The sequence below is a fragment of the Bacillus sp. RAR_M1_44 genome (assembly GCF_020165935.1).
Lineage (GTDB): Bacteria > Bacillota > Bacilli > Bacillales > Bacillaceae > Bacillus > Bacillus altitudinis.
This window is the reverse complement of sequence record NZ_JAIUKX010000001.1, coordinates 1,679,871-1,703,848: the sequence shown is the minus strand read 5'-3', so window position 1 is coordinate 1,703,848 and position 23,978 is coordinate 1,679,871. Positions and strand designations below refer to the sequence as shown.

Genomic DNA, 23,978 nt, shown 5'->3' with positions numbered 1-23,978 from the left:
TCACTCCATCTTCTTAACAAGTTTTGAATGACAATGCCTTGTTCTGAAAATAAATCGCTTCTTTCGGAAGACCATTTTCAGTTAAGTAGGCGTCTACATCCTGACAGATAGCCTCAAGATCAACAAGGAAATTCATAGATTCTAATTGATCACAATAAGAAATGATCTGCTCAATCATGTTGTCTGGCTGGAGCATCAATGTTTCTAAAATGGATAATTTAAGTGAAATGTTTCGTTGTTTTAAATTTTCTGCTTTTTGAAGTGAAAGCTGTACATAATAGTGGAACAAACCAGGCTTTTTCAGCTTAAACAGCGCTTTCGTGTAGGCATACAAGGCCAGTAAATAGCCGCCTGGAGAAGAAGTTTCGAATGCCTCAATCAATAAAGCCTTTTCTAGGAGCGGTACAGCTTCACTGTATTCATTTCTTAGACTTTTAATAAAGGCTGCATTGCAATACGCGTGACCAAGTAAATCTGGATCCTCCATCTGTTCGAGTGAGTGAATCACCTGTTCAAACAAAGTTTCTGCCTCATCATATTTCGATTGATCCGCATAATTCAGAGCAAGCATCATTTGACAGCTGATTGATTTTTTCACATAACATGGATCTGCGTCGTAAATAGACGAAGCCTTTTTTAAGTGGTGGATGGAGAGAAGTGTGGATCTTATATTATAGTATAGACAGCCTGTTTTATAATGGAATTCTGCCTTTTCAATGTCATCATGTACGAGATCTAATTTATCCTCGGCCAATTTCAAATGGTGAAATGCTGTATCTTGATTCCCTCTGCGCATTTCATACATGCCTTTAAAGAAATAGAAATAGTAGCTGAGCATATCATCTGTACGAATCGCATTTTCATCCACAAAAAGACTGTGATCTAACGAAGCTGTATCTTCGACTAAATCTTTGAAACGGTATTCTAAAAGTTGATAGTAGAGTAAGACGTCTTGATTCTCTTCCATTCGATCAAATGCTTGAAGAATCTCTTCTTTTAGCTGTATGGCTTCTTGTATGTCTCTTTTTTTCATCAAGACATACCAGTCATTTAGCATATTTGCTACATCAACTGATGACAAAACACCTGTTTCTGCCAATTGGTATCCTCCTTTCTTCACCTATTCATTTCTGCTGATTCTTATTTGTCTGAATCATCTTTCCATATTAAGTATCTTCTTATATTTTAAGCGGTCTATCTCAATTTGTAAAACATGTTTTTTGATGTAAATTCAACCAGTAGTGAAAAAAATAGGGAGTAACGATCGAATTGTATACGCTTACATTTTTTTAGGTAAAAAGAGGATATTGAAAAAAATATATCAGGATATCAATAGAGGAAGAGAGACAGTGAAAGAGGGTTTTTTCATAGGTGAGAAAGAAGTGGTATTGATAAAGGAGTGTTCGCGGTTTTTTGTGAGATTATATCACATGAATATTGTGAAACATGCTTCTTTCAGAATAAAATGAGTTATTCGCAAAAAAGTAAAATTTAAAGAGACTATCGATCTAGAATTGTATGGATCTTTGGTATTGATAAAAAATATCACACAGTATAGCTTTAGCGTGGTATAGTAAGATTGTTGTTGCGAATATTTAGACAAAACTGACAATTGGGGGTCGTGTTTTATGAAGAAATCGATGTTACTGATCATGGGACTAATTGTTGTGCTCGTCATGGCAGCCTGTGGTTCAAAATCGGACAGCGGTTCGGGAGAAGGCAAAGGCACATATAAAATCGGGATAGATGTAACATATCCGCCATTTGAATTTGAAAAGGGCGGTAAAACTGTGGGAATAGACGTTGATTTAATTAACGCCATTGCGAAAGACCAAGACTTCAAAGTGAAGCTTGAAGCAATGGATTTCTCAGGGATTATTCCAGCGATGCAAGCAGGTCAGCTTGATGTTGGAATGGGTGGTATGAGTATTACAGATGAGCGTAAAAAGAAAGTGGATTTCTCAGATCCATACTTCGACGCTGGTCTGACAGTTGTTGTGAAAAAGGACAGCAGCATCAAATCAATTGATGATTTAAAGGGGAAAAAGCTAGCTGTTAAAAATGGGACAACAGGTGCAAAATTTGCAACAGATAACGCAGACAAATATGGGTATGAAGTAGTTCAATTCAATGACAGTCCATCTATGTTCCAAGAAGTATCTAACGGAAATGCAGATGCTTTAATTGAGGATTACCCTGTCATTACGTATGCGATCGCACAGCAAGACTTGAAATTGAAAACAGTTGGAGATCGCTTGAATGGAGACCAATACGGGATCTCAGTGATGAAGGGGAAAAACCAGGACTTATTGAAGAAAATCAATAAAGGGCTGGAAAACCTAAAGAAAAACGGTGAATATGACAAAATTATTGAGAAATATTTGAAGTCATAACACAAGCGAGGCGCGCTCAGAGCGCGCTTTCTTTATGTGTCAACCGTATGTGAATTAGGGAGGGAGAAACATGGATACGATTGTTAATGCATTTCCGTATTTAATGGAGGGTTTGCAAACCACTTTATATATCTTTGTTGTTGCTATCATTTTAGGTTTTATCATCGGGTTGATTGTGGCGCTATTCCGCCTGTCACCATTTAAAATCTTGAACTTTATTTCACTCATTTTTGTCAATGCCATTCGAGGTACGCCATTTATCGTACAGCTATTCTTCATTTATTTTGGGCTAAATACACTTGAATTCATTTCACTTGACCGAGTGCCGGCAGGGATTATTACAGTAGCGATTAACGCAGGAGCTTATTTCTCAGAAATTATTCGTGCAGGGATTCAGTCCATCGATAAAGGACAAACTGAAGCCGCACGCTCTTTAGGATTCACAGGTGGACAAAACATGCGCTTTATCGTCCTTCCACAGGCATTTCGCCGTATGCTTCCAGCCATTACGAACCAAGCCATCATCAGTTTGAAGGACACCTCTCTCTTATCGATTATCGGTATTGCTGATATCATGCAGCGGGGACAAGTTCAAGCATCGGCTACCTTTGATCCTTTGAATGTCTGGCTCATTGTCGGTGTCATTTATTTCGTGATCATTTATTTACTTTCTCTACTGGCTAGCTACGCAGAAAGGAGATTTGATGTGAAATGAGTATGATTACGGTGAAAAACTTAAAGAAATCCTTTGGTGACAACGAAGTCTTAAAGGATATTAATGCAGTCATCGAGGAAAAAGAGGTTGTATGTGTCATTGGTCCTTCAGGATCAGGGAAAAGCACATTTCTCAGATGTCTCAATAAATTAGAGGATATTACGGCTGGAGAAGTTGTTGTCCACGGACATACGATTACAGACCCAAAAGTGAATATCAATAAAGTACGACAAGAAGTTGGTATGGTGTTTCAGCACTTTAATTTATTTCCTCATAAAACCGTGTTAGAAAATATCACGATCGCACCGGTGAAAGTAAAAGGGATGGAGAAGAAAGCGGCAGTCGATAAAGCATTAGACTTGCTTGAAAAGGTCGGCTTGAAAGACAAGGCCAAAAGTTACCCTAACCAATTATCTGGTGGACAAAAACAGCGTGTTGCTATTGCAAGAGCCTTGGCGATGGACCCGAAAGTGCTCTTATTCGATGAGCCGACATCTGCTCTTGACCCTGAGGTCGTTGGGGATGTTTTAGCTGTTATGAAACAATTAGCAGTCGAAGGAATGACGATGATTGTCGTCACACATGAAATGGGCTTTGCAAGAGAAGTGGGAGACCGCGTGATCTTTATGGATGGCGGATATATCGTCGAAGAAGACAAACCAGAAGCACTCTTTGGAAATCCGCAGCATGAGCGTACCAAATCATTTCTTAGTAAGGTGCTATAAAAAAAGAGTAAGAGCAGGTATGCTCTTACTCTTTTTCTTTTGTGACGAGAATGAATATACCGATTCGCATGCATTTCCTAGGAAATATTATCGTTGGAAGAACTCAATCCACTCTTGGTCTGGCCCTCGGAAAAAGAAGTAGCAATAGCCATTGGGCAATGTTGTGATTTCTTCATCTATTAGCTCAATTTGCAGCTTTTGAATACGGTTGAATTCCGCATGAATATTATCTGTTGTGAAGGCGAGATGGTGGACCTTTCCTTCAGATGGAAGGTCACTGCTATACCCTTGAATGAGTTCAATTTCCGTTTCCGCTTCGTCTTTAAAGCCAAGAAAGGCAAGTTCAATGACTCCGTTTGTATGAGTGATGCGATCCTTTAATTTCATGCCCACCACTTTTTCATAAAAATCAATGGACTGATCAATATTTGTCACCATAATCCCTGTATGATCTAAGCGTAATGTTGTCAAAAAAGAGCCTCCTCTATGTCGAGTTGATATTTTTCTCCTCATCTTATCATAATAGAAGTAACGTATACATTCATATGGTAGGATAGAGAGAGTCAATTTAGGATAAGGATGACACAAATGAAAAAAATCTCATTAAAACAAACATTTGCAGAACAAGTGAAAAAGGGATATCCGCTTATTTCAAAAGATGCTGTGTCGCGTGTGAACGGTGTACAGGAAGGCGAGCTCATTGAATGGGTAGATGAAAGAGGCTCTTTTTTAGGGAAAGGATATTATGGTGTGCAAAATAAAGGCATCGGTTGGGTACTTTCCTTTGACGCTAACGAAAAAATAGATCAGGCCTTTTTTGTTTCTAAACTTGAACAGGCATCCAAAAGCAGAACGCATCTATTTCGTGATGCACAGACGACGGCTTTCCGTGTGTTCAATGGAGAAGGGGATGGAATTGGTGGAATCACGATTGATTATTATGATGGATTCTATCTCATCCAATGGTATAGCGAAGGTGTTTATACATTAAAAGAAGATGTATTGGCTGCGATTGAGCAGGTGTACCCTGACTATAAAGGCATTTATGAAAAGAAACGATTTGATACGTCTGGACAATATATCGAAGATGACGATTTTGTAAAAGGGGAGAAAGGTGAATTTCCTCTTATCGTCAAAGAAAATGGGATGAACGTGGCGGTTTATCTAAATGATGGTGCGATGACAGGTATTTTCCTTGATCAGCGTCATGTGCGAAAAGCAATTCGAGATCGCTATGCAAAAGGAAAGACCGTCCTTAATACGTTCTCCTATACCGGCGCTTTCTCTGTAGCAGCAGCGCTTGGCGGGGCAAGCCGTACGACAAGTGTAGATGTTGCAAACCGCAGTTTGAAAAAAACATCTGAGCAGTTTGAAGTGAATGGCATTGATGTAGACGGGCAGGATATCAAAGTCATGGATGTCTTTAAATATTTCCCGTTTGCGGCGAAAAAAGGCTGGAACTATGATGTCGTGATTTTGGACCCACCTTCCTTTGCACGAACGAAGAAACACACATTCAGTGCAGCGAAGGATTATAAGAAACTATTAAAAGAAGCCATCCAGATCACAGCTGAGAACGGCGTCATTGTGGCGTCAACCAATAGCAGTGCATTTGGGATGAAAAAGTTTAAAGGATTTATTGCACAGGCCTTTAAAGAATCTGGGAAAACGTATCGTATTCTTGAGGAATATACACTTCCTGAGGACTTCCGTACAACGAAAAATTATCCTGAGGGGAACTATTTAAAGGTTGTCTTCATCCAAGCATAAGAAAAAGCCATTTTCCGATAGAGGGAAATGGCTTTTTCTATAGGGCAAACGACATCAGGATAGGCGCTGCACATAATGTAATAATGGCCGAAATGATCATGGACACACTTGAGATCGTGCCTGAGACCGAGCTCAGTTCAAAGGCCTTTGATGTGCCTGCACCATGTGCTCCTGTACCAAGCAGAACGCCCATTGCAATGTCATTATCAATACGGAAATAACGGATAACCAATGGCCCAATGATTGAGCCAAATAATGCTGTTAAAATGACGAAGACAGCCGTAACGGACGGCATCCCGCCAATCATCTCAGACACACTCATTGCAACAGGTGTTGTGACGGATCTTGGGACGAGGCTCTCGATCAGACTCGTATCCAAATGAAACAATTTGGCGATAAACGCTGTTGATAAAATCGCAACGATAGAACCGCAAGCCACATTCAAAATAATTTCTACTGCATGCTTCTTCAGAATGTGAAAATACTTATATAAAGGAATGGCAAATGCCACAGTCGCAGGTTGAAGCATATTTGTCAGCCATTTTCCGCCTTGATTGTAAGCATCGTAAGGAATGTTCACGATTAACAACAAGACCACAAGAACAACCGGTGTTACAAGTAAAGGGGAGACATAGACTTTCGGATGACGTTTATAAACCGCTTTTGATCCGAGATAGATCAGAATGGTTAGGATCAAAAATAGTCCACCAACTAACATAGCTTTTTTCGCTCCTTTCTTTTCGCAATCATCTGCGTCATTATGCCAGTCGAGAGCATGACTACAAAGGTACTAAGTAAAACCACAAGGACAATACTTGTGCCAGATTGAGAAAGTAATGTTCCGTAGTCAATCACACCTACTGCTGAAGGGATAAAGAAGAGCAGCAGTTCTCCGAGCAGCCATACGGCGCCAAGTTCAATCCATTTTAATTTAATGATGTTAAAATGAAGTAATAAGAAAATGACAAGAATGCCTAAGATCGTGCCCGGAATTCTTAAATGCAAAAAGGCCGCCAGCACATTCATCAATTTCGCAAAAGCAAATAAAGCCATAATCTGAAGGGTAGCAATCAGCGACGTTTTGAGCAATTGCACTTTCTGTTCACTCCTTTTTCTATATAAATTGTTCACTGTTTCACAAAAACAACACAACGTTCTAATCGGTGAGCTTACTTTAAAGTGTACAGCACGTTCTATTATAGGTAAAATACATATATCGAATAGTTAGTATTCCTTTTGTCTATAGAAAGGATGAATCATGTGGACATCAGACATTTAACATATTTCTTAGAAGTGGCACGGTTAAAGAGTTTTACGAAAGCATCACAATCGCTCTATGTGTCGCAGCCGACTATTTCCAAGATGGTCAAAAACCTAGAGGATGAGCTAGGTGTGCAGTTGTTTTACCGTAATGGCAGACAGGTTGAAATGACAGATGCTGGACAAACCATGTATACACAGGCGAGTGAAATCACACAATCCTTTCAGAATTTAACGAGTGAATTAAATGATTTAATGAATGTGAAAAAAGGACATATCCGAATAGGACTGCCGCCCATGATTGGATCAAGCTTTTTCCCAAATGTGATGGGGGAATTCCGCCAGCAGTATCCAGATGTCACCTTTCAATTGGTGGAGCACGGCTCCATTAAAGTAGAGGAAGGGGTAGAGGATGGATCATTAGATATTGGTGTCATTGTTCTGCCTGCAAATGATAAAATTTTTCATACATACACCATCATTAAAGAGAATATGAAGCTTGTCACCCATCCATCACATCCGATGGCAGGACGTGGTGAGGTTCATTTGGCTGATTTAAAGGAAGAGTCTTTTATTTTCTTTCGAGAAGATTTCGTTCTGCACAGCCGAATCTTAAATGAATGTATGAATGCTGGATTCAGGCCGAACGTTATTTATGAAACGTCACAATGGGATTTTATCAGTGAAATGGTTGCTGAGAACCTTGGAATCGGGCTTCTGCCTGAACGGATTTGCCGTGATCTAGATCCTGATAAGGTGAGGATCATTTCCTTAAATCCGTCTATTCCGTGGCATTTGGGTGTCATTTGGCGAAAGGACCGCTACTTGTCCTTTGCTGCAAGAGAATGGTTAAAGCATACAAAATCCTATGTGTGGGATGCAGAATAAAAGGGAGGACGATACAGATGAAATTAAGCTGCGTGTCTCATCTTTTGGAAAAGGTTCGAGCGGAAAATCCGCTTGTCCATAATATCACCAACCAAGTTGTGACGAACTTTACAGCGAATGGACTGCTTGCTTTAGGTGCTTCTCCAGTCATGGCAAACGCCAAAGAAGAAGTGGCAGAAATGGCGCAATTAGCGGATGCACTTGTGCTGAATATCGGCACACTAACAAAGGATACGGTGGAGGCGATGGTCATTGCTGGACAAGCGGCCAATGAAAAAGGTGTACCGGTTCTATTAGATCCTGTTGGTGTTGGTGCGACAACGTTTCGGACGAATGCGGCAAAACAGCTGTTAGAGCAAGTGAACATGACCGTTGTCAGGGGGAATGCTGCTGAAATGGCTCATTTACTTGAAGTGGATGGCTGGGAGTCAAAAGGCGTGGATGCGAAAGCAGCGAACGGAGATGTATCGGCACTAGTCAAACAAGCGGCAAGGACACTTCAAACCGTTGTGGTGATCACAGGGAAAGTCGATGTAGTGTCAGATGCAGAGGACGTGTTGTCTATTCATAATGGACATGAATGGCTCACCAAGGTGACGGGAACCGGCTGTTTACTGACGTCTGTCATCGGGGCATTTTGTGCAGTAGGTGAAAGCCCGCTTCACGCGTCGGCAGCTGCTCTATTGTTTTATGGTGTCGCAGCTGAAAAGGCAGCTCAGTACACCCAGAATAAAGGGCCAGGTACGTTTCAAATGGAATTGCTCAATGCACTCTCACACACGACTGGCGATGATGTGTTAACGCTTGGGAAAATAGGGGGAATGTCACATGACAAAGGCTGATCAACAGCAAATCAAACAGCAATTATCGGTTTATTTTATTATGGGAACAGCGAATACAAGCAGGCAACCGCTTGATGTTTTGAAAGAGGCGATTCAAGGCGGAATCACCATGTTTCAATTTCGAGAAAAGGGCGAGGGAGCCTTGCAAGGAGAAGAGAAGAAACAATTGGCTCGTCAACTTCAAGTACTTTGCCAAGAAGCGAATGTTCCTTTTATTGTAAATGATGATGTGCAGCTAGCGATAGATCTTGATGCAGATGGTGTCCATGTTGGGCAGGAAGATACACTTGCACAAGATGTACGGCAAAGAATCGGGAATAAAATATTAGGCGTGTCCACGCACAATCTAGATGAAGTGAGGCAAGCGATGAAGGACGGGGCAGACTACGTTGGGATGGGTCCAGTCTATCCTACAGAAACAAAAAAGGATACACGCAGTGTCCAGGGTGTTTCTTTAATCAACGAAGTACGTCAACACGGTCTTCACATTCCTATTGTGGGCATCGGCGGGATCACGTATGAAAATGCGGCACCAGTCATCCAAGCGGGAGCCGATGGCATTAGCATCATCAGCGCTATTAGCCAAAGCGCTGATCCGAAAAAAGCTGCGGAAGAACTAACATCTCTTGTCGAGTCAGAGAAAGCAGCTCTTTCATCTGTAAAAGACATGGATTGACTCATCCATGTCTCAGCGTGTAGACAAACCCTCGCATTCGGTGTCAGTCCTGCGCGCTGGTACTCACGAATGTCAGATTCGCTCCGTGAAAGTAGCTGTCCTTCCTAGACTGCAAAGGTTTTCTATCACGCTGAAAAGAAGACAAAGGGCTAAAATAAAGTTCATTTTAGCCCTTTGTCAACAATCTGAGACATGGATTAACTCATCCATATCTTTTCTTATCTACGTGAAAAATAGACAGTAGAGATACAATTGTGTACAATCTAATTGTTCGATTGTTTTCGAAATGACAGGTAAATAAAGGAGAATGAATGATGGAAGTGCTCGATACGTATTTTCGTCGATATGATGAAGCGGGAAAAGGGCAAGAGCAAATGAATGAATTGTTGGCATTGTTTTCAGATGATGTCATGATTGTCTTAAATGGTGCTGAAAAGCCTGGCATCCAATCGTTCACACAGTTTTTGAACACATTTTTCCACGTACATGAAGACATTAAGCATATGTGGGATGGCTGGGTGAAACGTGAAGATGGGAAGTATGAAACAAACTGGGCTGTTTGCGGAAAGTTAACAGACGGTCGTGTATATACAGCAGAAGGCATTGATATTGCGGAGCTGGATGATCAAGGAAAGATCGTTTATTTAGAAAACGTCCCGAAAAACCCAGAGTTATTCCAGCGATATTAAGAAGCCGGCAGAGCGGATATTATCCCCTCTAATTAGACAGTATGAGATAATAAGCAAGCATGAGGCTTGCTTATTATTAGATTTATTTATCCGTAAATAGCTTATCAATCAAACTTATAGCAACAAAACAAAATGGAAATGCAATGAAAATGTACAGAACGTTTTTAGGTACAAACATATTGTAATAATAGAAAAATACACTCATAAATAAAATCATCACTGCATACTTGATTATCCTCTTCACAACAGTCCTCCTAATATATATCTACCCAACCATTATTAGTGCACTTATCCCTCTTATCTAACTGTATAGCAATTTGAGTTCACACACTGGTAGCTTAGACTTCTTTTATTTGTCTAACGAATAAGCGTCAATCGCTTCTTTAGCAGATGTTTCTTGATCAAAAAGAAGATATCGGCTGTACACTTCGCTTAAATGCAGGGGACCTTCGTCTAAGTTTTCAACTAGCTCAAAGATATCTAGTACGGCTACTAGTTTTGTGGTTGTTTGTCCATGATCTCCATTTTCAAATGTCTCATCTGGAAAATGGTCTTTGACGATTTGTTTCACTTTTCGATTGTTTTTTGCTCTCACTAAAATGATTCGTTCCTCAAAGATTTTATCCGGTCTCACCTTTGGTGAGGAGCTAGATTCAAATAATAATTTTGCTGAGTACAATTTATGCATATGTTTCACTTCTTTCTTGTGGGGTGAATTTCCCAGTATATGTTTAACATGATAACATAGGAATAACAAGAGAATTGAAGTCTATGGGGGTAATAGGGTTGAAAAGAATCATTGATAACAGAGGAGAAGTTCATGAAATTCTGCTGATCATCATCACATGCTGTTCGTTGATCACGTTGAGGAAATGTGATAAGTTAGAAAGATATAAAGAGAGATTAAAAGGCCAATTTATCCCATATTGAGTACAGTTTTGAAATAGCAAGAACACTGAAAAAGCCGGCAGAGCAGCCGGCTTTTTCTCATCAATCTGTATCCATATGCATACCTGTGTGTGCTTTTACTTGAATTTCTGTAAAGGTGTCTTCATCTGCTTTTTCAGAGGAGAAAATGGTGCCTAAGTAAGCTGCAAGGAATCCGAGCGGGATCGAGATAATCCCAGGGTTCGATAGTGGGATAAGCGGCTCTCCTGTGAAAATGGCTGCCCCTGATGGGTCCCAGACGCTTGGGCTGAGTGACACGATCAGGAGTGCGCTCAGAAGACCTGTTAAGCTTCCTGCGATAGCACCTGTTGAGTTAAATCGTTTCCAAAAGACAGTGAAGATAATCAACGGTAAATTCGCACTTGCTGCCACTGCGAAGGCAAGTGACACAAGAAAAGCGACGTTTAAAGATTGCGCAAATAATGCAAGAATGATGGAAAGGATAGCCACGCCGATAGAAGCAAAGCGTGCCGCCTTCACCTGTTCACGTTCACTCGCTTTTCCTTTGCGGATAATCTGGCTATAAAAGTCATGAGCAAAGGCAGACGCGGCGGATAAAACGAGACCGGTGACCACTGCCAGTATAGTCGCAAAGGCAATAGCGGAAACAAAGGCAAATAATAAATCTCCCCCTAGGGCCTGTGCAAGCAGTGGTGCAGCCATGTTTCCTGCTGCATCGGCTGCCGTAATTGCATCTGTTCCGACAAAAGCAGCGGCACCGAAGCCGAGGAAAACCGTCATTAAATAAAAAATCCCGATGATCCACGTAGCGGATAGAACAGATTTACGCGCAGAAATGGCATCCTTTACCGTATAAAAACGGATCAAAATATGCGGCAAACCTGCTGTTCCAAGCACAAGTGCAAGGTTCAGAGACAAGGTCTCTAAAGGCACATCATATTTATTTCCCGGGTGAAGAAAAGCTTCACCAAGCGGGGTCGCTGTTTTCATCTGTTCAAACATCTTCAGCAGGCTAAAATCAAACTTAGCAAACACAAGCAGCGAAATAATCAGCGTGCCCAGCATGAGAAGCACAGCTTTCGTGATCTGTACCCAGCTGGTGGCAATCATGCCGCCAAACACGACATAAATGGTCATCAAGACACCTACGATCAGCACCGCAATCCAGTAATCTATGCCAAGAAGCAGTTTGATTAATGCACCTGCCCCAACAAGCTGCGCAATCATATAAAAAGTCGAGACTGTGATTGTGTTAAATGCGGCTACTCCTCGAATGGCAGGACGCTTAAATCGTGCAGCAATCATATCAGCCATCGTATATTTTCCTAGATTTCGAAGCGGTTCAGCCACGACATAAAGGACGACAAGATACGCTACAAGAAAGCCAATACTATAGAAAAAGCCGTCAAATCCATTTAAGGCGATCATGCCGGCGATCCCTAAAAATGAAGCAGCAGACATATAGTCCCCGGCGATGGCAAGGCCATTTTGAAATCCAGTCAGTCCGCCGCCTGCGGTGTAAAAATCACTCGCATTGCTTGTTTTTTTCGCAGCAAAATACGTGATGACCAATGTGAGCCCTACGATCGCTATGAATAAAATAAAAGCGGTCATACTCATTCGTCATCACCTCTAGATTCGGTTTTTAAAGCGCTTACATATTTGTCGAACTGAGCTGCTTTTTTTGCATAAAGCCCACATAAAACCCATGTCATCACAAATTGCGTGAGGGCAAATAACCAAGCCCACGTGATCGCTCCAATTGCTGGCGTGTTCAAAAAGGTGAAGTAGGATGTAGCAACCGGAAGTGAAAAGTAAAAGAGAAAAAAGAAAATCGTCATCGGTACGATAAATCTGCGTTTTTCCTCAAGAAGTTTTCGAAAATCCTTTGAAGCGGCAACCTTCTTATAATGAACGTTTTTGTCTGCCATTGTTTCCTCCTTTGTACGAATTAGGGACAAGGTACTCCAATGCATATGAGACGATCTGGTTGTTTATGACAGTATATCATAAAAAAGGCACCCGAAAAGGGTGTTTAGCCTGATCAATTGTGGATATAAATATTGGGAAAATGAAAATAAACACAAGAAGCTGGAAATCAAATATAAGATCAAAGAAAAAAACTCTATGATATCCATTGTCACATGGTCTGTAGATTCGATTTAGCAAATGAAACATTTGAGGTCATAATGCGTTGGCATATTAATATCAAGAATTACATTACATAAACATGTAGAGAAGCAGGCTGATGGAGCCTGCTTCTCTTTTAATATTTTTTCCCAAGACGTGTCGTATGTGAAACTGTTTTAACATGCTTTTTACGCTTGGAATCTTTGTAGACAGATAAGACAAATTTGTTGTTCCAGTATCCATTTTTCGGGCTGTAGTATGTTTTGAATGTGTAATGAAAGACTTTTTGACCGGTTGATCCTGAAGCTGTAGTTACTGTTGTAGCGAGTATGGCTATTACTTTTAGTGTCAAGACTGCGCCAGCTACAGCACCGGTCCCTGTCGGTAATGCCAAAATTGTTGTTGTCACAAGAACGACAATAGCAAGAGTAACGTTGAATTTGTTTTTATAGGTTTTTACAAGTCTCCATTGATAATCTTTGTTTGATTTTGTGTTAAATTCGCCGTCTTCACTTAATAATTCTGGTCCAGCTTCTTTAAATTCTTTAATGTCTACTAGTTCATTGTTGATACGAAGTTCTTCTGTTGCCCGATCAAAAGAGACGGTATCTGTTTGTTCACCATTATCAATCGTTATTGTTTGAGTGCTGCCTTTAACTACAGAATTGAAAGTATGTAGTTTGCCTTCAATTTCAGTTTGATAAGATTCTTTAATTCCTTGAGGTTCTAGGGTTACTGCGGCTACGGTTTGTAATGGAACTGTTAAAAATAGCGTCATGCCTAAAAGCCCGATTATGAACTTTTTCATTTTGGATATTTCCCCCTTGTTTTTTGTGCAATAATAAACATATGGATAAAAAATGCTTTTCTTTTAAAAAAAGTTAATTGAGGAGTGATTGATGTGTTTTGGAATTGGGTAGTAGGCATGATCGGGATAATCATAGGGGCTTGTATCTTTGCAACGGAGTTCGAAGATGCTACTTTCTTCACTCGCTTTATTTTCAAGCTTATTGCGATTTTACTTCTTGTGTTTTCAGTGGCTTTTATTAAGTGGCGGCGTAAAAAAATACAACAGCATAATAATTCATAGTACTCCCTCCTTTTTTGACATGTTTTCATCCTATCATTGATCGGTTTGAATTTGGGAATTCATTGGAAAATTTCTTTTTGGGTTGCGGTGACCGCAATTTAGGTTCTTTTATATGGGAGGCGAATGTATGATGACGGTAATATCAGTATTGATGATGTTAAATGGTGCTTGTTATTTTGCTGTTGTTTTCTTTTTATTGAGTGTCCCATTCATCAATATGGTCATTACTGGATAATAAAGAACAGGCTGAAGAGCCTGTTTTTTGTTACTTAAAATACAAAAACACCACTGCGATTACGTATAAAAACCGATATGTCTTGTGCCCTATTTGCTTAAAAAGTGCTTGCGCTATGCCGAAAATTTTACAAATCAATGGATAAATAGGGTTTTATTAGGAGTTGTTATGCTAACATTTATTAAAAATTGGTTTTCTAGGGGGATTGTAAATGGCTTCTATACCGTCTCCAGTTGTAGCGATCAAGATAAATGAATGGTATAAGCAAATAAAAAGATTCAATGTTAAAGAGGCTCAGAAGCTAAGAGAAGAGGTTAGAAAAGAAATCGATGTCATGGAAGAAGATGAACAGGCGGTTCTTTATTTTCAGTTGATGGAGTTCCGTCATCAATTGATGACAGACTATGTGCAGCCTTCTAAAGAACCACTTGAAAAATCGGATTACTTGAAAGCTGTAGAAGGACAAGGAAAGAAGATGTCAGCCATCCTTGAATACTATTTTAATTTTTTTCAAGGGATGTATGAATTCAAAAAAGGAGAGTTTATTAGAGCTATTGTGTTCTATAAGCGCGCGGAAAAGCGCCTAGAGCAAGTAGGGGATGAGTTAGAGAGAGCGGAATTTTATTATAAATTATCAGAAGTGTTTTATCACATGAAACAGACACACGTGTCTATGTATTACGTTGGTCTTTCTTATGATACTTATAAGGCACATAAGAGCAATTCTCTTTATATGATTCGAGAAATTAATTGTCTAACTGTTATGGCAGGTAATTTCATTGATTTTGAATGCAGAGAAAAGGCGCTTCCTCATTTATTGTCAGCTTTAGAAAAATCTAAGGCAATGTCTAATAAGCCAATGATTGTGAAGTCATTATTTAATATTGGGTGTTGTTATAAAGGAGTAGGTGATTTTAATAGGGCATTAGCTTATTTTAATCAGGTGATTCTAGAAGGAGAGCCTATTAATGCTACAGAGTTGCTTTTGGTTTATTATGAATTATCGTTATTTCATTTGAGTCAAAAGGAATTTATTGAGGGTGAAAGATTTTTCAAAAGAGGATTGGAAGAAGCGAAGAATAGAAAAAATGATCTATTTTTATCGTTACTGATGGTATTGGACATTTTATTTTTAAAAACAGCAAACCTAAGTGAAGTCTTGAGCTCATTGGAAAAATTAGAGAATGAGAGGGGGTATCCATACATGGAAGACCTAGCGCTCGAAGCGGCTCGGTACTATAATGAGAATGGGCGTATGGATGAATCTGTAAAAATGTATGAAAAAGTGATGTACGCCCGAAAACAAATCCAAAGGGGCGACTGTTCATATGAATTTTAAAACGGTTCTTACTGGTTTTTTGAGTGCTTCGGCATTGCTAGGTGTGATCTCATTATCATCTGTCGATTTTGATGTGAATTCAAGAAATGCTACTTCTCCAGAATCCACTGATCTGACTGTAAGAAATGCTACAGGCAGTAGCGTTACTACTGAGGATTTTCCTCTTATAACTTTATCTCAACAAGATAACGATTTTGCTGTGAGGAACGGAACCCGTTCTAGTGAAAATCCTGATGTTCGTTTTGGAACCCGTGATTCTAGATTATCTACTTGATGAATCAAACAGATCTTTAGGGTCTGTCAGGCTGTCGAGGAAATCTCGACAGCCTAATTGTCCCCATTAAAACTTACATCTCTCCATTTTATAATAGAGAAAAGCATATACAATAACGGATCGGAGTGGTTATCGGTTCTACAAATCAGATCCGAAAGCATGTGCTCCGTGTCCTTTTCTTGAAAGCTGCACAAGATCTCAAAAGCACCAAAAGGCCATTTCAAGACATGTGTGGAAGGCCTTTTCATTCATTCTCACCTAACATCATGACGTGGAAAATAAAAAAGAATGTAGAAAAACATGAGTTTCTCTACATTCTGGGCACCCGAAAAGGGTGCTTTCTACCGATAATGCGCAAGAAATGTTTGTCTTGCTTTTTCATATGCTTCTGCATCAAAATGATCTCCGCATTTGTGAATACACCAGGGCTCCACTTGCCTTGCAATCCCAACCTCATATCCCCGCTGTGCAAACTCAAAAGACTGTGACACATCATAAAAATGAAACCCGTCTAAAAGATCCTCACGCCACTTGATATCATATTGTGTTGCCATAAAAAGACCGTCAATAGCAGAAGCTTTGATATAACCTTGGGGCTCTGTCTGTGGATGACCAGATTCAAACGTTAGCAGCTGATAGGTGTCGTGCCGATATTCAATGACTTTCCCTCTGCAATCATGGCTCTCCCACCAGATTCCATTGTCTGGCACACTTTCTGCACCTATTACCCCAAGCATGCCAAGTGACGGATTCTGCAAGAAAAGTGGGATCAGCTCGAGAAGCATATGCTGTTTGACGATGAGTGTATCTTGATGAAGATAAATTTTAAACTGTGCAGGATGAGTGAGAGCTTCATTGTATGCAGAGGTCATACTTGATGCATGTCTAATGGGCAAAACCTCTACATGATACCCGTGCGGAGCAGGAAGTGAAGCGAGCTGCCGGAAGCAAGCTTGAAACATCGACTCATCATTTACACATAAAACAAATAAGATGGTGGGGCTACTCATTGAGTTGAACCGCCTCAACCACGTATTGATAGGCAGTCGCTGCCTCGTTAAAATCAAAACGGATGCCATGTTTTACGAGTAATTCATGTAGATCATTCATGACGCCCGTATAGGAAGGGTGTTGTACACGAATGGTTTCAAGCTCACGAACATGAAACCCGGCTGACTGAAAGAGGGAATGAATTTCGTGAAGGGTAAAGAAACGTAAATGTGTTTGATCCATTAATCCTGCATCTGTATAAGAAAATCTCCCAGCCAGTAATTCTAAAACCGTTGAAATATGACCAATATTCGGAATGGAAGACAAGATGACCCCTTCCTTTTTCAGAAAAGGTTTGACCTTTTTTAAAACGGCCCAAGGGTCCAATAAATGTTCAAGGACGTCTCCGAAAATGATGCAGTCAAATTGTTCATGTTGATAAGGCAGCGCCATCTGTTCAATATTGCCGCATAAAACATGATCCAGCACTTTCTCAGCCTGCTTTGCCGCATCTTCAAAAGATTCAATTCCATATATGGTACGGTCTTGTTGTTTTAGGACTTTGCCAAGCTGACCTGTGCCGCATCCGATATCCAAGATAGACGTCCATTCCTTGCGAATACGATGGACAATCACAGGGTTCACACCGTGATAATATTGATCCTTCTTTTGATGATAATAAGATAGGGAATCTGAACTCACGCGCCACCCACCTTTCTTCTTTCTTGTGTCTTATGCTTAATATATGGGTGGGGAGCTTGGTTTTATAACGAAAAATGGGCAATTTCCATGAATGACAGCTAAAAAGGGGTCATATAAAGAACAGGGAACGGACTGTCCTCCTAAAAATAGAAAGACAGAACCCCATTGAGTGGAAGGGATTGGTATGATGAGGTGTTCAATTATTGTAGCGTATCGTCATGAAAGGATGTTTAAAGGTCAATTGACAGGTTAGAACTTTAGCCAAAGCAATCTGAAAGACAAAGGATAACGGCGTTGATTACGGTTTGTTTATCATCTTCTGATCACCGTTGGATGTTAAAAAAGCTTGTATTTCCTCGATGCCTAGTCCAATTTTTTTCGCTTCTTGAATCAAATAAACCCACTCTTCGTCAACTCTTCTTTTCACTTGCGTATCCATAATATCCTCCAGTTCAATAAGACATATTCATCTGCAACCAATGACTTGAACAAACCGTCTAGTAACTGTACGTGTATGTGAATGGAGTACAAAAATAGATTTTTGTCGAAAAATGATGACATTTAACCTATTTTGTAAAATCTATCACCTACCACGTCCCTAAAAAAATGACTAAAAAACCCATAAATATTGAATTCTTACTTCTCATAATAAACAATTGTAAAGTCAGTTAAAAGATTATAAATTAAAATAATGATAAAGACCTAAATCATTTGACTCATATAAACCCATAAGGTTGACATATGCCATCAGCGAGAACAAATTTCATCTTTACAGGACGCACATATTGTTCGTTTGGGAAGTTCTTCTTAAGATGGTATTCTAAAAGAAACAGAATTCACCAAGAAGGAATGAAGAAAGACATGTATAGCCTTTTTCAAAAGTATCAAGAAGTTGTCATGTATCTGATCATGGGTGTGTGTACAACCATTGTCAACATAGTCAGCTTCTATTTATTCGTTGAGATGTTTTCTATGGATTACAAAACAGCAACGGTTGTTTCATGGGTATTTGCTGTGCTCTTTGCTTATATCACCAATAAGAAGTATGTCTTCAAGCAAAAGGCTCGTGACACAAAAAGCCTGATGCGTGAGCTTTCTTCATTTTTTAGTGTCCGTCTCATGTCTCTAGGTGTAGATCTGGGGCTGATGATTTTATTTGTGAGCCAAATGGCGCTCAACGAAACCGTCGCAAAAATTCTTGTTAACTTTGTGATTGTCGTGGTCAATTATGTCGCCAGTAAATGGTTCGTCTTCAAGAAAACAAAAGAAGATGCGATTTAACACATGAAAAAGATAGGTGATGTGAAATGAGCAGCAGGCCAGACGAATTATATGATGCCATATATCAACAAACAGAAAAGCAGCATGAACAAGTGTTGAGGCTAGTCAAAGAAATGACCGCACATCCAGAAGCATTTTCTGAACAAGAAAAGGAAAAGATCAACCGAATGGACATTGCGCTTCAAACAGCGACAGACATTTTAGAAAATTTAATGACCCCTGATACGCAAATGACCATTGTTTTAAGACAAGGGAGAATTCGTGTTGACCTGACGAAAGCGTAAAAGAAGCAGCCAATTGAAAAGCGGCTGCTTTTTATTATGCATCGCTTGTTTCCCGGAGTTGCTTTGGAGACATGCCGATTTTCTTTCGAAAGACTTTATTCAAGTAATTCGCGTTTCGGTAGCCGCACTGTATGGCGATTTCTTCAATCGAGTATTTCGTTGTTTTCAGTAACGTTTCCGCCTTTTCTAAACGAATATTGGTTAAATAATGAATCGGTGTGAAGCCAGTTGCCTTTTTGAATTCCCTCGTAAAATGACTTTTGGATAAACGTGCCGCAGCTGCCATATCGTCAGGCCCAATCTCCTCGTGAAAATGGTGGCTTGCAAATAAGGCCGCTTGGACGATGGGCTCAGGCCATTTCTCCATTTGTCCCTCAAGCTTTGGCAAATATGAATACAGTTCCATGACAAATTGATAAGCAAGGCTAGACCCCTCAAATGGATTGGTAATCCGTCTTTCACTGGCTTCATCATAAATCTTCTTTAGCAGGCGGATCGGTTTGGAATTCGGATGAAAACGCATGACCTGCTTTCCTTGATCGATAAATTGATCAAAGCAAAGGTCACAGGCTTCCCCATAAAGTGTTAAATAGAGAAATTCCCAATGTTCACTGTCTTCTGGAAAATAGTATTGATAAGCACTGGGGCTTTTCACCAGAAAGGCCTGTCCAGGCAATACTTTGAATCGTTTCTGTCCGATTTCAATCATGCCGTGTCCAGACAGTGTGAGCTGAAAGATGCACTTGCCCTGATCCTTCCGCTCTACGCCATTCCAGCTGTATAACGAAGATGATTGAACTTCCCAGCCAACAGACCAGATTTGGGCCGGCAATGTCACATCAGAATGGTGAAAACGAAATGCAAATGCTTCTTTCTTCAAATTGGAAACCCTCCTTCACAGCAAAAAACAACCTTTTTCTATTTTGAATCATGTTACACCTCATATCACATCGTACCATTCACAGCAAAAAAAGGGTATTTTTTAACGATTTTTTTACCATTGAACTTCAGCTGACGGGGCAACTAAAATAAGATTATCAGAAGAGAAAAGGGGAATGGATATGATCGACACATTACGAGCAGCATTTCACCAGCAATTTGGAGATCAGGAAGAACTCCGCTATTTTTTCGCCCCAGGCAGAGTCAATCTGATTGGTGAACACACAGATTATAATGGGGGCCATGTCTTTCCATGTGCACTCACCCTTGGTACATATGCTGCGGGAGCAAGACGATCAGATGGACGCGTCAGAATGTATTCCTTGAATTTTGAAGAAGAAGGTGTGAAAGAGTTCGACCTTTTTGAAATCGCTTTCTCAGAATCGGACGGCTGGGCGAATTATCCGAAGGGAGTATTCCAACAGTTTATCGAAGCAGGCATGGATGTGAAAGAAGGCTTTGATATTGTATATGCCGGCAATATCCCAAATGGCGCAGGTCTGTCATCTTCCGCCTCTATTGAGCTCGTCACGGCTGTCTTGATCAATGAATGGTCGTCATTCGGCGTAACGCAAATCGACCTAGCCCTTCTTGCGCAGCGTGCTGAAAATGAGTTTATAGGCGTGAACTGCGGCATTATGGATCAATTTTCAATTAGTCTTGGAAAAAAAGGTCACGCTATTTTGCTCAATTGTGACACGCTTTCCTTTGAATACAGCCCATTTCGGCAAGAGGGTCTGGCACTTGTCATTGCCAATACAAATAAAAAACGAACACTTGCAGATTCCAAATACAATGAACGCCGTTCAGAATGTCAATCTGCTATAAGCGATCTTAGAAAAGAACGAGATATTGCGCATTTATGTGAGCTCACGGTGGATGAATTCGCTAAGCATGAACATTTGATACAAGATGAAACGTGTAGAAGACGTGCAAGACATGCCATTACGGAAAATGAGAGGACCATGAAAGCAGTAAATTTTCTGAAAGATGATAAAATGGAAGAACTAGGTGCACTCATGAAGGCATCTCACCTTTCTTTAAAGAATGATTATGAAGTCACTGGGCTTGAGCTAGATGCACTGGCTGAAGCCGCATGGCAACATCCAGGGGCGATTGGTTCTCGTATGACAGGTGCTGGCTTTGGGGGCTGTACCGTCAGCATTGTGAAAGAAGAGCTGCTGGACTCATTTATAGAAGAAACAGGTGCGATTTATCAAGAAAAAACAGGCATTCAAGCCTCTTTTTACACAGCTGGAATTGGAGGCGGCGCTAGAGAATTAACGAAGGAGGACATTTGATGGCAATTTTAGTATGTGGAGGAGCAGGTTTTATTGGCAGTCATGCGGTAGCGGCTCTTTTGGCTAAAGGAGAACAAGTGGTGATTGTGGATAATTTGCAGACAGGTCATAAAGAGGCAGTCGTAAAGGGTGCCGTATTAGAAGAGGGAGATTTAAGGGATCACGCTTTTTTAAGACGTGTTTTTCAAACACATGACATTGAAGCGGTCATGCACTTTGCGGCAGATTCACTTGTTGGAGAAAGTGTAACAGACCCGCTGAAGTACTATGACAACAACGTCGGAGGGGCAACGGCTTTACTTCAGGTGATGAATGAATTTGATGTGAAACGTATTGTATTCTCTTCAACTGCTGCGACATATGGTGAACCAAAGCGTGTACCGATCGTTGAAACGGATGAGACGAACCCAACAAATCCTTATGGGGAAACGAAGCTCGCGATTGAGAAAATGCTGAAGTGGTCTGAGCAGGCATATGGTGTTGAATATGTTGTGCTTCGCTATTTTAATGTAGCCGGTGCTCATACAGAAGGGATTGTCGGTGAAGATCATCAGCCAGAAACGCATTTAATTCCGATTATTCTACAAGTGGCTTTAGGAAAGCGTGATCAAATCATGATTTACGGTGATGATTATGAAACAGAGGATGGCACATGCATTAGAGACTACATTCATGTCATGGATTTAGTAGAGGCGCACATTCTAGCGGTTGAGCGTCTGCGTGAAGGAAAAGGAAGCGCGACGTACAACTTAGGGAACGGCACAGGCTTCTCTGTGAAGCAGGTCGTGGAAGCCGCAAGAGAAGTGACGGGTCATGCCATTCCAGCACAGGTGGCAGAAAGACGTGCGGGTGATCCAGCTAAGCTGATTGCTTCATCAGAAAAAGCGCTGAAAGAACTAGGATGGAAGCCGCAATATGCAGATCTCCACACCATCATTCAAAGTGCATGGGATTGGTTTCAGAAACATCCAGATGGCTATCAAAGTGAGTAACGTGTAGCAGGCAGGGGAGGAGACAAAGGGAATGGCGATTGATATTTTTGAAAAGCTAGAACAGCTGATTCAATATGGGGTTAATAAAGAGCTGATATCACCACTAGATATGGATTATACAAGGAACCGGCTGCTAGAGGTGCTTGGTCTCGATGATGCTGAGGCAAGAACAGTCTCAGGAGACAGCGACCTTGAAGACATCTTAATGCCGATGCTCGATTGGGCAGTTGAAACAGGTCTTATTCCTGACGGGACAGATACGTATCGTGATTTATTAGATTCCAAAATCATGGGCTGCTTGGTGGCGCCTCCGAGTGTCATCTATGCAAAGTTTGAAGAGAAACGCAAGCATTGCGGACCAAAGGCAGCGACAAGCTGGTTTTATGAAATGCAGCAGCATGCCCACTATATTCATACAGGCAGAATCGCCAAAAATGTGCAGTGGTTTACACCGACAGAAGATGGTGAGCTTGAGATCACGATTAATCTATCGAAACCGGAAAAGGACCCAAAAGCGATCGCTGAAGCCAAACAGCTGAGTCAAAAGCAATATCCTCTTTGTCTCCTTTGTAAAGAAAACGTTGGGTTTGGGGGACGCATCAATCACCCAGCAAGACAGAATCACCGGATTATTCCGGTAACACTTACAAATGAGTCGTGGTTTATGCAATTCTCGCCGTATGTGTATTACAACGAACATTGTATTGTGTTCAAGGGCGAGCATGAACCAATGCAGATATCTAAAAAGACCTTCGAGCGTCTGCTTTCCTTCATATCTATATATCCGCACTATTTCATAGGATCAAATGCTGATCTTCCCATTGTTGGAGGCAGCATATTAAGTCATGACCACTTTCAAGGTGGTGCTCATGAATTTCCGATGGCGAAAGCAAAGATGGAAGAAGTGTTTTCTCTCGAAAAGTTTCCGAGGGTAAAGGCGGGAATTGTGAAATGGCCGATGTCAGTGATCAGGCTTCAAAGTAGCGACCAGCAGACGCTTGCGGAGGCAGCAGATTTTATATTACATGAGTGGAAAATGTATTCAGATCCAGAAGCGGGTCTTTTCTCTCATACAGGAGAGACCCCGCACAATACCATTACACCAATTGCACGTCGTCATGGGGATGAGTACGAATTAGATCTCGTGCTACGAAATAACCGTACAGACAAGCAGCACCCCGACGGAATCTTCCACCCGCACAAAGAAGTTCATCATATTAAAAAAGAGAATATCGGTTTAATTGAGGTCATGGGTCTCGCCGTGCTTCCTGGAAGATTAGCAGAGGAATTAAGCCTGCTAAAAGCGGCGTTGCTGTCCAAACACCCTCTTGAAGAAATCAAAGCCTGCCCGTCTATCATGAAGCACGAGTCATGGGCAGAGCGTCTGATCGAAGAGAATACCTTTACGAAGGACAACGTAGAAGCCATTTTACAAAAAGAAATCGGCCTCATTTTTTCTCGTATACTCGCGCAGGCGGGTGTGTTTAAAAGAACAGAGCAAGGGAAAACAGCATTTAAACGTTTCATTCAAACACTCCATACAGGCAGGTGATG

27 protein-coding genes are annotated in these 23,978 nt (G+C 40.8%); 15 read left to right on the top strand and 12 right to left on the bottom strand.

Translation table 11 applies throughout. The features are described from left to right. Nucleotides 1-13: 13 nt before the first annotated feature. Nucleotides 14-1,099, bottom strand: a complete 1,086-nt coding sequence (locus LCD34_RS09115; RefSeq protein WP_224558822.1) for a Rap family tetratricopeptide repeat protein — start codon at nt 1,097-1,099, stop codon at nt 14-16. Between the two features lie 529 nt (nt 1,100-1,628). On the opposite strand from LCD34_RS09115, the gene LCD34_RS09110 reads away from it, so the two are divergent. From LCD34_RS09110 to LCD34_RS09100, 3 genes are all read left to right on the top strand, one after another. Continuing rightward, the gene (locus tag LCD34_RS09110; protein ID WP_007497862.1) at nt 1,629-2,393 is read left to right on the top strand and encodes a transporter substrate-binding domain-containing protein; all 765 of its coding nucleotides are present in this window, start codon (nt 1,629-1,631) and stop codon (nt 2,391-2,393) included. A gap of 70 nt (nt 2,394-2,463) precedes the next feature. Further along, nucleotides 2,464-3,108 (top strand): amino acid ABC transporter permease, encoded by a 645-nt coding sequence (locus LCD34_RS09105; RefSeq protein ID WP_039165129.1) that lies wholly within the window; start codon nt 2,464-2,466, stop codon nt 3,106-3,108. Further along, nucleotides 3,105-3,833: an amino acid ABC transporter ATP-binding protein gene (locus LCD34_RS09100; protein ID WP_025208197.1), complete on the top strand. Its 729-nt coding sequence runs from the start codon at nt 3,105-3,107 to the stop codon at nt 3,831-3,833. The genes LCD34_RS09105 and LCD34_RS09100 overlap by 4 nt, the downstream gene beginning before the upstream one ends. An 87-nt stretch (nt 3,834-3,920) precedes the next feature. Here the strand turns inward: LCD34_RS09100 and LCD34_RS09095 are convergent, their stop codons facing one another. After that, nucleotides 3,921-4,304, bottom strand: coding sequence for a VOC family protein (locus tag LCD34_RS09095; protein ID WP_008345541.1), 384 nt, complete (start codon nt 4,302-4,304; stop codon nt 3,921-3,923). A 117-nt stretch (nt 4,305-4,421) separates the two neighbouring features. Here LCD34_RS09095 and LCD34_RS09090 point away from each other — a divergent pair, with 117 nt between their 5' ends. After that, a complete protein-coding gene (locus LCD34_RS09090) occupies nt 4,422-5,603 on the top strand; it encodes a class I SAM-dependent rRNA methyltransferase (protein ID WP_138279144.1) in 1,182 nt (393 codons plus the stop codon). A 37-nt stretch (nt 5,604-5,640) separates the two neighbouring features. On the opposite strand, the gene LCD34_RS09085 is transcribed toward LCD34_RS09090, so the two are convergent. Further along, complete coding sequence (locus LCD34_RS09085) at nt 5,641-6,321, bottom strand: CidB/LrgB family autolysis modulator (protein ID WP_007497850.1); 681 nt, start codon at nt 6,319-6,321, stop codon at nt 5,641-5,643. After that, a complete protein-coding gene (locus tag LCD34_RS09080) occupies nt 6,315-6,698 on the bottom strand; it encodes a CidA/LrgA family holin-like protein (protein WP_017368298.1) in 384 nt (127 codons plus the stop codon). Before LCD34_RS09080 ends, LCD34_RS09085 begins: the two co-directional genes overlap by 7 nt. Nucleotides 6,699-6,863: 165 nt before the next feature. Between LCD34_RS09080 and cidR the strand changes: the two genes are divergently transcribed. The 4 genes from cidR to LCD34_RS09060 all read left to right on the top strand — a co-directional run bounded on the left by cidR (nt 6,864) and on the right by LCD34_RS09060 (nt 9,958). Then, on the top strand, nt 6,864-7,751 hold the full coding sequence (cidR, locus tag LCD34_RS09075; protein ID WP_017360156.1) for a cidABC operon transcriptional activator CidR: 888 nt from the start codon (nt 6,864-6,866) through the stop codon (nt 7,749-7,751). A gap of 17 nt (nt 7,752-7,768) precedes the next feature. Next, complete coding sequence (thiM, locus tag LCD34_RS09070) at nt 7,769-8,593, top strand: hydroxyethylthiazole kinase (RefSeq protein ID WP_072367982.1); 825 nt, start codon at nt 7,769-7,771, stop codon at nt 8,591-8,593. After that, the gene (gene thiE, locus LCD34_RS09065) at nt 8,580-9,269 is read left to right on the top strand and encodes a thiamine phosphate synthase (RefSeq protein WP_072367981.1); all 690 of its coding nucleotides are present in this window, start codon (nt 8,580-8,582) and stop codon (nt 9,267-9,269) included. Before thiM ends, thiE begins: the two co-directional genes overlap by 14 nt. A gap of 314 nt (nt 9,270-9,583) precedes the next feature. Continuing rightward, nucleotides 9,584-9,958 carry a nuclear transport factor 2 family protein gene (locus tag LCD34_RS09060; protein WP_017368295.1) on the top strand — a complete coding sequence of 125 codons (375 nt, stop codon included), beginning with the start codon at nt 9,584-9,586 and terminating at the stop codon, nt 9,956-9,958. Between the two features lie 349 nt (nt 9,959-10,307). Here LCD34_RS09060 and LCD34_RS09055 read toward each other — a convergent pair whose 3' ends face one another. The 4 genes from LCD34_RS09055 to LCD34_RS09040 all read right to left on the bottom strand — a co-directional run bounded on the left by LCD34_RS09055 (nt 10,308) and on the right by LCD34_RS09040 (nt 13,805). Then, nucleotides 10,308-10,646, bottom strand: coding sequence for a DUF4288 domain-containing protein (locus tag LCD34_RS09055; protein ID WP_017360152.1), 339 nt, complete (start codon nt 10,644-10,646; stop codon nt 10,308-10,310). A 302-nt stretch (nt 10,647-10,948) separates the two neighbouring features. Continuing rightward, on the bottom strand, nt 10,949-12,487 hold the full coding sequence (locus LCD34_RS09050; protein ID WP_007497838.1) for a cation acetate symporter: 1,539 nt from the start codon (nt 12,485-12,487) through the stop codon (nt 10,949-10,951). Continuing rightward, nucleotides 12,484-12,798 carry a DUF485 domain-containing protein gene (locus tag LCD34_RS09045; RefSeq protein ID WP_025208191.1) on the bottom strand — a complete coding sequence of 105 codons (315 nt, stop codon included), beginning with the start codon at nt 12,796-12,798 and terminating at the stop codon, nt 12,484-12,486. Before LCD34_RS09045 ends, LCD34_RS09050 begins: the two co-directional genes overlap by 4 nt. 335 nt (nt 12,799-13,133) lie before the next feature. Next, nucleotides 13,134-13,805, bottom strand: coding sequence for a hypothetical protein (locus tag LCD34_RS09040; RefSeq protein ID WP_224558821.1), 672 nt, complete (start codon nt 13,803-13,805; stop codon nt 13,134-13,136). A 728-nt stretch (nt 13,806-14,533) separates the two neighbouring features. Between LCD34_RS09040 and LCD34_RS09035 the strand changes: the two genes are divergently transcribed. Together LCD34_RS09035 and LCD34_RS09030 are read left to right on the top strand one after the other, a co-directional pair. Continuing rightward, the gene (locus tag LCD34_RS09035) at nt 14,534-15,661 is read left to right on the top strand and encodes a RapH N-terminal domain-containing protein (protein ID WP_046344747.1); all 1,128 of its coding nucleotides are present in this window, start codon (nt 14,534-14,536) and stop codon (nt 15,659-15,661) included. Further along, on the top strand, nt 15,651-15,935 hold the full coding sequence (locus LCD34_RS09030; RefSeq protein WP_017360144.1) for a hypothetical protein: 285 nt from the start codon (nt 15,651-15,653) through the stop codon (nt 15,933-15,935). Before LCD34_RS09035 ends, LCD34_RS09030 begins: the two co-directional genes overlap by 11 nt. Nucleotides 15,936-16,276: 341 nt before the next feature. Here the strand turns inward: LCD34_RS09030 and LCD34_RS09025 are convergent, their stop codons facing one another. From LCD34_RS09025 to LCD34_RS09015, 3 genes are all read right to left on the bottom strand, one after another. Further along, complete coding sequence (locus LCD34_RS09025; RefSeq protein ID WP_224558820.1) at nt 16,277-16,945, bottom strand: glycosyltransferase family protein; 669 nt, start codon at nt 16,943-16,945, stop codon at nt 16,277-16,279. After that, complete coding sequence (locus tag LCD34_RS09020) at nt 16,938-17,627, bottom strand: class I SAM-dependent methyltransferase (protein ID WP_224558819.1); 690 nt, start codon at nt 17,625-17,627, stop codon at nt 16,938-16,940. Before LCD34_RS09020 ends, LCD34_RS09025 begins: the two co-directional genes overlap by 8 nt. A 298-nt stretch (nt 17,628-17,925) precedes the next feature. Next, a complete protein-coding gene (locus tag LCD34_RS09015) occupies nt 17,926-18,066 on the bottom strand; it encodes an anti-repressor SinI family protein (RefSeq protein WP_008345506.1) in 141 nt (46 codons plus the stop codon). 458 nt (nt 18,067-18,524) lie between these two features. Between LCD34_RS09015 and LCD34_RS09010 the strand changes: the two genes are divergently transcribed. Continuing rightward, nucleotides 18,525-18,908, top strand: coding sequence for a GtrA family protein (locus tag LCD34_RS09010; protein ID WP_024719496.1), 384 nt, complete (start codon nt 18,525-18,527; stop codon nt 18,906-18,908). A gap of 26 nt (nt 18,909-18,934) precedes the next feature. After that, nucleotides 18,935-19,192, top strand: a complete 258-nt coding sequence (locus tag LCD34_RS09005; RefSeq protein WP_008345502.1) for a hypothetical protein — start codon at nt 18,935-18,937, stop codon at nt 19,190-19,192. Between the two features lie 34 nt (nt 19,193-19,226). On the opposite strand, the gene LCD34_RS09000 is transcribed toward LCD34_RS09005, so the two are convergent. Next, nucleotides 19,227-20,072: an AraC family transcriptional regulator gene (locus LCD34_RS09000; protein ID WP_007497828.1), complete on the bottom strand. Its 846-nt coding sequence runs from the start codon at nt 20,070-20,072 to the stop codon at nt 19,227-19,229. Between the two features lie 181 nt (nt 20,073-20,253). Here LCD34_RS09000 and LCD34_RS08995 point away from each other — a divergent pair, with 181 nt between their 5' ends. Genes LCD34_RS08995 through galT form a run of 3 tightly spaced genes read left to right on the top strand, consistent with a single transcriptional unit; the run spans nt 20,254 to nt 23,976 of the window. After that, nucleotides 20,254-21,432, top strand: a complete 1,179-nt coding sequence (locus LCD34_RS08995) for a galactokinase (RefSeq protein ID WP_411910427.1) — start codon at nt 20,254-20,256, stop codon at nt 21,430-21,432. Further along, nucleotides 21,432-22,424, top strand: coding sequence for a UDP-glucose 4-epimerase GalE (gene galE / locus LCD34_RS08990; RefSeq protein ID WP_224558817.1), 993 nt, complete (start codon nt 21,432-21,434; stop codon nt 22,422-22,424). Before LCD34_RS08995 ends, galE begins: the two co-directional genes overlap by 1 nt. Nucleotides 22,425-22,455: 31 nt before the next feature. Further along, the gene (galT, locus tag LCD34_RS08985) at nt 22,456-23,976 is read left to right on the top strand and encodes a UDP-glucose--hexose-1-phosphate uridylyltransferase (RefSeq protein WP_224558816.1); all 1,521 of its coding nucleotides are present in this window, start codon (nt 22,456-22,458) and stop codon (nt 23,974-23,976) included. The last annotated feature ends 2 nt before the right edge of the window (nt 23,977-23,978 follow it).